This window comes from Treponema sp. UBA753 (genome assembly GCF_002297325.1).
Classification (GTDB): domain Bacteria; phylum Spirochaetota; class Spirochaetia; order Treponematales; family Treponemataceae; genus Treponema_D.
Map to the genome: position 1 here is coordinate 1 of NZ_DBKJ01000007.1, position 9,903 is coordinate 9,903.

The following is a 9,903-nucleotide window of genomic DNA, read 5'->3' on the forward strand; positions in this document are numbered from 1 at the left end:
GGGCGCGCTGATGAACCGCGAGAGAATCGGAAATACTTTTGCCACCGCCACTCCGCTTATGTTCACCGGGCTTTCGTTTGCGTTCGCATACAAGGCAGGGCTTTTCAACATAGGAGCTTCCGGTCAGATGCTGGTGGGCGGACTTTTTGCCACGGTTGTAGGCCATTTTGTCTTTCTTCCGCGTCCGCTTTATCTTGCCGTGCTTGTCATTTCCGCGGCTGCAGGAGGTGCCTTGTGGGGCGCGCTCGTCGGTTTCCTTAAGGCGAAATTCAATGTGCACGAGGTTGTCTCATCAATCATGCTGAACTGGACGGCGTACTGGAGCATTTACTATTTTGTTCCGGCATATTTAAAAGGTCCTTCGCTTGAGACTGAAAGCTCCTCTCTTGCCGTTACGCAGTCGCTTAGAAGTCCATGGCTTTCCGCAGTTTTTTCAGGCTCGGAATACATCAACCTGGGAATAATTTTTGCCGTCGCCTCGGTCTTTCTTGTGCGCTGGTGCCTGAACAGGACCACGTTGGGCTATGAGCTTAAGGCTGTGGGAGCGAACAGATTCTGCGCGGAATATGCCGGAATCAACGTGAACCGGAGCATCGTGCTTTCCATGGCGATTTCAGGCGGACTTTCGGGGCTGGCCGGTCTTTCGTATTATGCAGGTTACGCATTGAACATGCAGATTGGCGTGATGCCTGCCCAGGGATTTGACGGAATCGCGGTTTCCCTGCTCGGAGCTTCAACACCGGTGGGCGTTCTGTTCGCATCCCTTTTCTTCGGAATCCTTCAGTCTGGAAAAGGATTCATGAACGCGCTCACCGATGTTCCGCCTGAAATCGCGGACACGATTATTTCTGTAATAATCTACTTTACCGCGACGAGCGTTATGTTTGAGAAGCTTTGGAACAGGCTTTTCCATTCGCTTCACGAAAAGAAGCTTGCGAGAGTTTCTGGAAATTCAAATCAATCGGGAGATGAAAAATGAATTTGCTTTATCAGGTTTTTCCTTACGTAATCGCATACACGATGCCCATGCTCATAACTTCTTTGGGCGGACTTTACAGCGAGCGTTCCGGCGTCACAAACCTCGGACTTGAGGGGCTGATGCTTTCAGGGTATTTTGGAAGCGCGTTCACAATCAGGCTACTTGAGAATTCCGCGGGACACACGCAGGTCATAATAATCGGACTTGCCGCAGGAGCTTTGTTCGGAATTGTTTTTGCGCTGCTCCATGCATTCGCCTCGATAACGCTCAAGGCGGATCAGGTCATTTCAGGAACAGCAGTCAACATGCTTGCCGCCGCAATCACGATTTACATCGCGCGTCAGGTTACGGGCAGCGGAAACATTCCGATTATGATGGGAATAATTCCTGTGGACTACGCAGGACTTTCAGGAATTCCGTTTTTCGGCAAACTGATTTTCTCGCGCGTATACTGGTCAACCTGGCTCGTGCTCGGAGTTTGGGGATTCTCGTTCTGGTTGCTTTACAAGACTTCATTCGGACTGCGCCTCCGTGCCTGCGGTGAGCATCCTTCTGCTGTCGCGAGTGCGGGAGTGAACGTGCATTTTATGCGCTATGTCGCGGTTCTTGTGAGCGGCGCCTTGTCCGGTCTTGGCGGAGCTGTCATGCTTGTAACTTATTCGGGCGAATTTAACGGAAGCGTAGCAGGACTTGGATTCCTTTCGATTGCCGCGCTGATTTTCGGACAGTGGAAGCCTCTTGGAATTCTCGGAGCGACATTCTTCTTCGGATTCTTCACCACGCTTGCGAATGTCTCACAGGTCATTCCAGCCCTTGCAGTGATTCCGACAGTAATCTTCAAGGTGTTCCCTTACGCAGTGACACTTGTCGCGCTCATCTTCTCGTCAAAGAAAATGACCGCCCCCGCCGCGAACGGAATTCCGTATTGAAGATGATGGAGAGAATTGAAATGATTGTAACATTGAAAAATGAAAGATTTGAACTTGATGTGAATACTTGCGGAGCCGAAATCAATAGATTTATCCGCCGTGAAACTGGGCATGATATTATTTGGCGCGGAGATTCTTCCGTTTGGAAATTTCATGCGCCGATTCTTTTTCCTCACTGCGGAAAGATAAAAGATGCATTTGTTCTTATTGACGGAAAATCATTTCCGCTGAAAAGCAACGGATTTGCAAGAGACCTTGACCATAAATTGATTTCGCACACAGAAGATTCTGCGGTTTTTGAACTTTCCGAAAATGAATACACGCTGAAACTTTTTCCGTACAAGTTTATTCTTCGCGTTGAATACAAACTGAAAAATGACGGCGTTGTTTTTAGGTCAACTGTTACGAACACAGATTCAGTTCCGTTTAAATTCAGTCTCGGAAGCCACAGCGCATTTGTGATTGACAACGTGAACGACTTTCAAATTGAGTTTGAAAAAAAAGAGCCTCTTGTGCAGGTTGCCTGCTATAAAAATGGTTTTCTTGCTTCTACTTCAAAAGGCGATTGTCCGGTTAAAAAACTTTATAGTGAAAAAAATCCGGGGATAATTCCAGTTGGCATATCTGGCTTTGGGAATGGACATCTTTTTACGGATATAAAATCAGACTGGGCTGGACTTAGGAATACTCGGACCGGCGAACTGATTCGTGTGAACACAAAAGACTATCCTTACGTGATGATTTGGCAGAACCCAGGCGCTCCTGAGTTTGTCTGCATAGAACCTTGGTTCGGACTTCCTGATGCCGACAGTACAGATCATCTGTGGGAACATAAACCTGGACTCGAAATTCTTGAACCGAAAAAAACTTTTATCTCTGACCAAAGCATAACTGTTGACTTGTTGAACTGAAACGGTAATAAGAAATTATATATAACGAAATATATTTTCATTGCGACATTGTATGTCGTTTTTATGGTTTATAATAAAATAGTTTTTTTATTTCAGGAGAAGTATTTATGAAAACAGTTGAACAGTTTTGCGGTCAAAAGAATGGATATTCAAGATCAATAACATTAAGAAACAGATTGATTCCGGTTGGAAAAACTGAAGAAAATTTGCAGAAGGCAAATATGCTTGAAGCAGATTTTAACCGTGCAAAGGCATATTCTGAAGTAAAAAATCTTATTGATGACTTTCACCGTTCTTTTATCGAAGATGTCCTTTCTAATACAAAACTAGGTTGGAAAAATCTTTATGATGTGTTTGATTTATGTCAATTGGAAAAAGATAAAATAAAAAAGGAGAAGCAAAAGAAAGATTTGCAAAGTATTCAGGCTGCAATGCGGAAAGCGATTGTCAAAAAGTTTAAAGATGATGAGCGTTTTTCTAAGTTGTTCAAAAAAGAGCTTCTTTCAGATTTGCTTCCATCGATTATAAAAAATGATGAAAGCGGAACAATTACAGATAAAAATGAAGCACTCAAAGTTTTTAAAGGATTCTCAACCTATTTTTCTGGTTTTCATCAGAACCGTGAAAATCTTTACAGCGATGAAGCAAAAGCGACTGCAATCAGTAACAGAATCGTAAATGAAAACTTCCCGAAATTTCATGCGAATGTAAAAGTATTTGAATATCTTCAAAAGAATTTTCCAGAAATTATTTCAGATACAGAAGAATCTTTGAAAGCATTCCTTAATGGAAAAAAGTTATCAGAAATCTTCAATCCAGAAAAATTTAATGCAGTTCTTTGCCAAAGCGGAATCGATTTTTATAATACTGTAATCGGAGGAATTTCTGATGAAAATGGAAAGCAAAAAATTCAAGGTTTGAATGAAAAAATCAATCTTGCAAGCCAGCAGCTTCCGCCAGAGGAAAAATCTAAACTCAAAAAGAAAATGACTGTTCTTTACAAGCAAATTTTAAGCGATAAAAAAACGGCTTCATTTATTCCTATTGGATTTGAAAAAAGCGAGGAAGTTTATAAAAGTATAAAGCAGCTTAAAGAAGAATATTTTGACAAAGCTTATAAATTAATAGAAAGAACTTTTTCTGCTCCTGATTATGACTTGTCTGAAATTTTTGTTCCGGCAAAAGAACTTACAGCATTTTCACTTGCGATTTTTGGAAACTGGTCAATTTTGAATGACGGGCTTTTTCTGCTTGAAAAGGATAATTCAAAAAAGGAACTCACAGAAAAACAGGTTGAAAATCTTCACAAAGAAATTTCCAAAAAAGATTATTCATTAGCGGATTTGCAAAAGGCTTATGAACGCTGGGCAAACGAAAACGGAGTTCCGGCTGATAAAACAGTAAAGTCATATTTTTCACTCTCCGAGCTTCGTGCAAATGAGAAAACAAAGGAAAAAGAACCGGTTGATATTGTTGAAAAAATAAAAATTACTTATGAAAAAATTGATTTTGAGAATATTGAAAATCTTCAGGCAGAAAAAGAAGCTGCAACTCCAATAAAAAATTTTTTGGATGAAGTTCAGTGCCTTTTTCATCATTTAAAACTTGTAGATTATCGCGGCGAAGAGCAAAAAGATTCTGCATTTTATTCAAAACTTGATGAGATTTTAATTCCTCTTTCTGAAATTATTTCGCTTTATAATAAAGTCCGAAACTTTGTTACAAAAAAGCCGGGTGAAGTAAAGAAGATTAAGCTGAATTTTGAATGTCCTACGTTGGCGAATGGTTGGGATTTAAATAAAGAATCCTCTAATGATGCGATAATTCTTCGTAAGAACGGAAAATATTTTCTTGGAATTTTTAATCCAGAAGATAAACCCAAATTTTCGAATGATTCAATCTGTAAAAATCAACAAGAATCTCATTATGAAAAAATGATTTATAAACTTTTGCCCGGACCAAATAAAATGCTTCCAAAAGTTTTCTTTTCTACAAAAGGACAGGAAACTTTTTTGCCTCCAAAAGATTTGCTTTTAGGATATGAGCAGGGAAAACATAAAAAGGGAGAGTCTTTCGATAAATCTTTTATGCACAAACTGATTGACTGGTTCAAATATGCAATTAATCAGCATGAAGATTGGAAAAATTTTAATTTCAAATTTTCTCCAACAGAAAGTTATGAGGACATGAGTGGATTTTATAAGGAAGTTGAGCTTCAAGGATATAAAATCACTTTCCAAAATATTTCTGAAAACTACATCGATTCGCTTATTGATTCCGGGAAACTTTATCTTTTCCAAATTTACAATAAAGATTTTGCAGAAAAAGCGGACGGCAAAAAAAATCTTCATACGCTTTATTGGGAAAATCTTTTTAGTCCTGAAAATCTCAAGGACATCTGCCTAAAACTAAACGGCGATGCGGAACTTTTTTATCGCCCTGCAAGTGAAAATCTTAAAGTTATAAAGCATGAAAAAGATTCAATTCTTGTAAACCGAACTACAACTGACGGAGAAACAATCCGCGATGAAACCTATCAGGAAATTTATAAATTCAAAAATCCTGCAAAACAGAAAAAAGGTTTTAAACTTTCCAATGAAGCAAAATCGCTTTTAGATTCTGGAAAAGTTGTGTTTAAAAAGGCTAGGTTCGAAATCACAAAAGATAAGCATTTCTTGCAGAACACATATCTTTTTCATTGCCCGATTACAATGAATTTTAAAGCCCCAGAAATTACCGGCAAAAAATTTAATGAAAGAGTTTTGGAATATCTTCGCAACAATCCTGATGTAAAAATTATTGGTCTTGACCGTGGCGAGCGTCATCTGATTTATCTTTCACTTATAAATCAAAATGGGGAAATTGAACTGCAAAAAACTTTGAACATTGTTGAACAAATTCGAGGAGACAAAGAAAATCCAGTTTCTGTAAATTATCAGGAAAAACTTGTTCAAAAAGAAGGCGACCGGAACAAAGCGCGTAAAAATTGGCAGACAATCGGAAATATTAAGGAACTGAAGGAAGGTTATCTTTCTAATATTGTTCATGAAATTGCAAAGCTTATGGTTGAGCAAAACGCAATTGTTGTGATGGAAGATTTGAACTTTGGTTTTAAGCGCGGCCGTTTTGCAGTTGAACGTCAGGTTTATCAGAAGTTTGAAAATATGCTGATTGAAAAGCTGAATTATTTTGCATTCAAAGACAGACCTGCAACAGAACCAGGCGGAATTTTGAACGCTTATCAATTGACGGATAAATCTGCAAATATCAGTGATGTCGGAAAACAATGCGGCTGGATTTTCTATATTCCGGCAAGCTATACTTCAAAAATCGATCCAAAAACCGGTTTTGCAAATCTGTTTAATACGAAAGGTCTGACAAATGTTGAAAAGAAAAAAGAAGTTTTCAGCAAGTTTGATTCGATTCGTTACGACTCAAAAGAAAACTGTTTTGTATTCAGTGTGAATTATTCAAAATTGGGTGACAATGCAGACTTTAAGAAAAACTGGGAAATTTATACTCACGGTGAGCGAATAGTTTACAGCAGAAAAGAAAACAAAACATTCTCTGTAAATCCTACTGAAAATCTGGAAAAAGCTTTTGACGGGCAGTTTGCACAATCTGGCATAAATTGGAAAAACAAAGAAAATCTTATTGATTTAATAGAAAATATTTCCGCTGAAAAATCCAATGCAAAATTTTTTGATGAACTTTTGCGTTCCTTTACAACAACTCTTCAAATGCGAAATTCAGTTCCAAATACAGAAGAAGATTATTTGATTTCTCCAGTGAAAGCTGCGGACGGAACATTTTTTGACAGCCGTAATGAAATTGCAAAAGGAAAAGATTCCGGCGGAAAATGGATTTCAAAATTCCCAGTCGATGCCGATGCAAACGGAGCTTATCACATTGCATTAAAAGGCTTGTATCTTTTACAGAACAATTTTAACTTGAACCCAAAAGGTTACATAGAAAATATTTCCAATGCCGACTGGTTCAAGTTTGTCCAGAAAAAAGAATATCTGAAATAAGGATATAAGAAACTATGCAGCAAAAAAATAAACGAATTACAATTAGAAGTTCCGCCGCTGAATATCTTACATTCATTGCAGCGACCGGCGATGACAAAAATACTGTGGAAGTTCGCTACGAAGATGAAAACATCTGGATTACCCAAAAAATGCTTGCGACTTTATATGAAGTTGATGTCCGCACAATTAACTATCATATTTTGAAAATTTTCGAGGATTCAGAGCTTTCTGAAGATTCAGTTATCCGAAATTTTAGGATAACTGCCACTGACGGTAAAGCATACAACACAAAGCATTACAATCTTCAAATGATAATTGCAGTTGGTTTTAAAGTTAATTCTGACCGTGCCATTCAATTCCGCAAGTGGGTCAATGCGATTGCCAAAGATTATACGATAAAAGGCTGGGTAATGGATTCCGAAAGGATGAAAAATGACGGCTCGATTCTTACAAAAAAATATTTTGAAGAGTTGCTGTCAGAAATTCGTGAAATCAGAATATCCGAACGTAAGTTCTATCAAAAAATTACTGACATATACGCAACAAGCCTTGATTACGATAAAACTTCCAAAACCACAAAGGATTTTTTTGCAAATGTACAGAATAAACTGCATTGGGCAATACACAAACATACTGCTGCAGAACTTATTATGGAGCGTGCAAATTCTGAAAAACCAAACATGGGACTGACAGACTGGAGAAAAGCACCAGATGGCAAAATTGAAAAAACTGATGTGAGCATTGCGAAGAATTATCTTAATAAGAATGAACTTGAACAATTGGAACGCATTGTAACTATGTATTTGGATTATGCGGAACTGCAAGCGAAGCGGAATATTCCAATGACAATGAATGACTGGTCTGTTCGCCTAAATAAATTTCTTGACTTCAATGAATACGAAATTTTGCAGGACAATGGTCATGTAACAGCGGAGATTGCCAAATCGTTTGCTGAAACCGAATGGGAAAAATATCGTGTGATTCAAGATAAAATCTATAAAAGTGATTTTGATTTATTTTTGGAAGAAACAAAGAAGCTAAAATAAATTTCTATGGAACTTTACCTGAAAATCACATATCTGAACGATTTTATTTTTTGTCCGCTTTCGATTTATTATCATCAACTTTACGGCGATTTGGCAGAGCGGCTTTATTATGATAATGCCCAGTTGGACGGAAAAGCAGCTCATTCTGCAATTGATGAAAAGCGTTATTCAACGCACAAAAATGTTTTGCAGGGAATTGACGTTTATTCTGATGAATACAAGCTTTGCGGAAAAATTGATATTTTTGACAATGAGAAAGGACTGCTCACAGAACGGAAAAAGCATATTGAAACAATTTATGACGGTTATGTTTTTCAGCTTTATGCGCAGTGCCTTTGTCTTAGAGAAATGGGCTACAATGTGAAGTCAATCCGTTTTTATTCTATCGATGACAATAAAGTTTATCCGCAAAAGCTTCCGGAAGAAAATCTTGAAATGCTTGAAAAATTCAAGCTGACAAATCAAGAAATGCATTTTTTTAATGTTGATTCTTACGAACCAAAAAATCCAGACAAATGCCGCCGTTGCATTTATAACGATTTCTGCGACAGACAACTGGCGCCAAAAGCATACCGCGGCGGAAATTAGAAGGAAGTAAAAATGATGAGTACACGTGATTTTGAATATAAGCAAATGGCTTTTGTGTTTACAAATAACGGTGAGAAAATCAGTTTTAAAAATGATAACCTTTTAATCACCGATGAAAACGGAAAAACAAAACATCAATCAACCTGCTACAGGCTTTTTATGTTGTTTATTTGCGGCGACTACTGCATTACAACAGGGCTTTTGGACAGAGCAAACAAATTCGGATTTAACATTGTTCTTATGTCACCAAATCTTCGCATTACAAAAATTATTCCGTCAAAGGCTGAAGGAAATGTGCTTTTGCGCAGGAAGCAATATGAATACAACAGAACCGACATTGCCGCTCATGTAATCTCAAATAAAATCCACAACCAGAATGCAATTCTTAAAAAGAAGCGGAACAAAACTAACGATGAAAAAGAGGTGATTCAAAAATTAAAGCAGTTTGAAAAAGATGTCTTAAAGCCAAATTTGTCTGTTCAGGAAATAATGGGAATTGAAGGGATAGGTGCAAAGTTATATTTTCAGTCACTTTTTAAAAGTTACAATTGGACAGCTCGCCGTCCTCGTGTAAAGCATGATATTACAAATACTCTTATGGACATCGGTTACACAATTTTATTCAATATTGTTAATGCGCTTTTGGAAATGTACGGATTTGATGTTTATGTCGGAATTTTGCATACTCAATTTTTTCATCGAAAGTCACTTGTTTGTGATTTGGAAGAGCCGTTTCGCCCAATTGTCGATCAAGCTATTTTAAAGGCAATGAACCTCGGTCAGGTTTCTGAAAAGGATTTTTGGAAAAATCAAAATCAATATATTCTTCCCTGGAAGAATTCAAAAAAATATGTTGGTTTGATTCTGGATGCAATTATTGAATACAAAAATGAAATTTTTATTTATCTACAAAGTTATTACCGCGCCTTTATGCGAAACAAAAATACAGAAGATTTTCCATTTTTTGATATGGAAGATTCAATCTAAAAAAACACAGGAGAAGATATGCTTCTAATCAGTTATGACATAAGCAATGACAAAGTCCGGACAAAGTTTTCTAAATATCTTTCAAAATTTGGATTTAGATTGCAGTATTCTGTTTTTGAAATAAACAACAGCGAAACAGTCTTAAAAAATATTGAAAATGAAATTCAAAATGTGTATATGAAGGCTTTCACAGAAGAAGATTCTGTGATAATATTTGATATGTCAGCTACATGTAAAAAAATGTGTTACGGATATGCCAAAAATGAAAAGGCAGACTTTTTCGTGATTGCATAAAATTGCAAACCCAAGGTCTTACTGGAGATTTTTAGCATGAAAACTCTTAAATATGCTTATTTTGATGTAACAAATGCAAAATACCGCAAAAAACTGTACTGTTGTACAAAAGTTAGGGTTTAAGACAAATACAAAATT

Annotated in this window: 8 protein-coding genes; all 8 read left to right on the plus strand. The window is 37.4% G+C overall.

Annotation, left to right across the window (positions count from 1 at the left end):
- Window positions 1-979 (plus strand): ABC transporter permease (locus B4C08_RS00320; RefSeq protein ID WP_296662073.1); only part of this gene is annotated, 979 nt, incomplete at its 5' end.
- Window positions 976-1,908, plus strand: coding sequence for an ABC transporter permease (locus B4C08_RS00325; RefSeq protein WP_296662074.1), 933 nt, complete (start codon window positions 976-978; stop codon window positions 1,906-1,908). The genes B4C08_RS00320 and B4C08_RS00325, both read left to right, overlap by 4 nt.
- Window positions 1,909-1,928: 20 nt before the next feature.
- Entirely contained in the window at window positions 1,929-2,819 is an 891-nt protein-coding gene (locus B4C08_RS00330; RefSeq protein ID WP_296662075.1) for an aldose 1-epimerase family protein, read from the plus strand.
- 107 nt (window positions 2,820-2,926) lie between these two features.
- A complete protein-coding gene (cas12a, locus tag B4C08_RS00335; RefSeq protein WP_296662076.1) occupies window positions 2,927-6,850 on the plus strand; it encodes a type V CRISPR-associated protein Cas12a/Cpf1 in 3,924 nt (1,307 codons plus the stop codon).
- 14 nt (window positions 6,851-6,864) lie between these two features.
- The gene (locus tag B4C08_RS00340; protein ID WP_296662077.1) at window positions 6,865-7,896 is read left to right on the plus strand and encodes a virulence RhuM family protein; all 1,032 of its coding nucleotides are present in this window, start codon (window positions 6,865-6,867) and stop codon (window positions 7,894-7,896) included.
- A 6-nt stretch (window positions 7,897-7,902) separates the two neighbouring features.
- Window positions 7,903-8,484 (plus strand): type V CRISPR-associated protein Cas4, encoded by a 582-nt coding sequence (gene cas4 / locus B4C08_RS00345; protein ID WP_296662078.1) that lies wholly within the window; start codon window positions 7,903-7,905, stop codon window positions 8,482-8,484.
- Between the two features lie 12 nt (window positions 8,485-8,496).
- Window positions 8,497-9,471, plus strand: a complete 975-nt coding sequence (gene cas1, locus B4C08_RS00350) for a type V CRISPR-associated endonuclease Cas1 (protein WP_296662079.1) — start codon at window positions 8,497-8,499, stop codon at window positions 9,469-9,471.
- Between the two features lie 18 nt (window positions 9,472-9,489).
- Entirely contained in the window at window positions 9,490-9,765 is a 276-nt protein-coding gene (cas2, locus tag B4C08_RS00355; RefSeq protein WP_296662080.1) for a CRISPR-associated endonuclease Cas2, read from the plus strand.
- Window positions 9,766-9,903 lie beyond the last annotated feature (138 nt).

Bases quoted from the DNA above. Each gene is read 5' to 3' on its own strand.
- B4C08_RS00325 (WP_296662074.1), top strand. From the start codon at position 976: ATGAATTTGCTTTATCAGGTTTTTCCTTACGTAATCGCATACACGATG.
- B4C08_RS00330 (WP_296662075.1), top strand. From the start codon at position 1,929: ATGATTGTAACATTGAAAAATGAAAGATTTGAACTTGATGTGAATACT.
- cas12a (WP_296662076.1), top strand. From the start codon at position 2,927: ATGAAAACAGTTGAACAGTTTTGCGGTCAAAAGAATGGATATTCAAGA.
- B4C08_RS00340 (WP_296662077.1), top strand. From the start codon at position 6,865: ATGCAGCAAAAAAATAAACGAATTACAATTAGAAGTTCCGCCGCTGAA.
- cas4 (WP_296662078.1), top strand. From the start codon at position 7,903: ATGGAACTTTACCTGAAAATCACATATCTGAACGATTTTATTTTTTGT.
- cas1 (WP_296662079.1), top strand. From the start codon at position 8,497: ATGATGAGTACACGTGATTTTGAATATAAGCAAATGGCTTTTGTGTTT.
- cas2 (WP_296662080.1), top strand. From the start codon at position 9,490: ATGCTTCTAATCAGTTATGACATAAGCAATGACAAAGTCCGGACAAAG.